The following is a 788-nucleotide window of genomic DNA, read 5'->3' as shown; positions in this document are numbered from 1 at the left end:
TAAAAATTGGTTTTTACATTTTTAGTAGCAATTCGCTAAGCAAATAAGTATACATTTTTAAGAAATTTTCTATAAAAATTTCTGTGTAGCAAATTAAAAAGAAAAAAGGATTAGAAAAATGGTGACCCATACGAGACTCGAACTCGTGTTACCAACGTGAGAGGCTGGTGTCCTAACCGCTAGACGAATGGGCCAAAATGGATGGTGCCCCGTGTAGGCCTCGAACCTACGACCCCATCATTAAGAGTGATATGCTCTACCAACTGAGCTAACGAGGCAAAATTAAATAGTAATAATAAATCTTAAAGTGTTATCTTAGAACATATAATCTTAAAATTTAATTTGACACTCAATAATGGGTGCTTTATGAGACATGACCTTAACCTAAGGTTTAATAGATGGCGCAGCGGACGGGGCTCGAACCCGCGACCTCCGCCGTGACAGGGCGGCATTCTAACCAACTGAACTACCGCTGCACCTAAAATGGTGGTCGCTATAAGACTCGAACTTATGACATCCACCTTGTAAGGGTGGCGCTCTACCAACTGAGCTAAGCGACCTAAAATTTAAAAAATATCTGGCGACCCTTAGAGGATTTGAACCTCTGTTTCTACACAGAGAAAGTAGAGTCCTGAGCCACTAGACGAAAGGGTCATAAACCCAAAAATGGTGTCCTGCGTTGGATTCGAACCAACGGCCCCCTCATTAAAAGTGAGATGCTCTACCGACTGAGCTAGCAAGACATTTGCTTAAAAAAGAATTGAGATTATACAAAAAACATTATTACA

At 40.5% G+C, this 788-nt stretch carries 6 tRNA genes; all 6 read right to left on the bottom strand.

What is annotated here, in order from left to right:
- Positions 1-119: 119 nt before the first annotated feature.
- A tRNA-Glu gene (locus FZ949_RS02000) sits at positions 120-194 on the bottom strand.
- Between the two features lie 8 nt (positions 195-202).
- Positions 203-278 (bottom strand) — tRNA-Lys (locus FZ949_RS01995).
- 121 nt (positions 279-399) lie between these two features.
- A tRNA-Asp gene (locus tag FZ949_RS01990) sits at positions 400-476 on the bottom strand.
- Between the two features lie 8 nt (positions 477-484).
- Positions 485-560: transfer RNA gene (locus FZ949_RS01985), tRNA-Val, on the bottom strand.
- Positions 561-578: 18 nt separating this feature from the next.
- Positions 579-654 (bottom strand) — tRNA-Glu (locus FZ949_RS01980).
- A gap of 13 nt (positions 655-667) precedes the next feature.
- Positions 668-743 (bottom strand) — tRNA-Lys (locus FZ949_RS01975).
- Between the last annotated feature and the right edge of the window lie 45 nt (positions 744-788).

Origin of the sequence: Campylobacter concisus, from assembly GCF_902460545.1 — a bacterium.
Classification (GTDB): Bacteria; Campylobacterota; Campylobacteria; order Campylobacterales; family Campylobacteraceae; genus Campylobacter_A; species Campylobacter_A concisus_AE.
The sequence above is the reverse complement of the archived record's forward strand: the minus strand, read 5'-3'. Positions and strand labels throughout refer to the sequence as shown.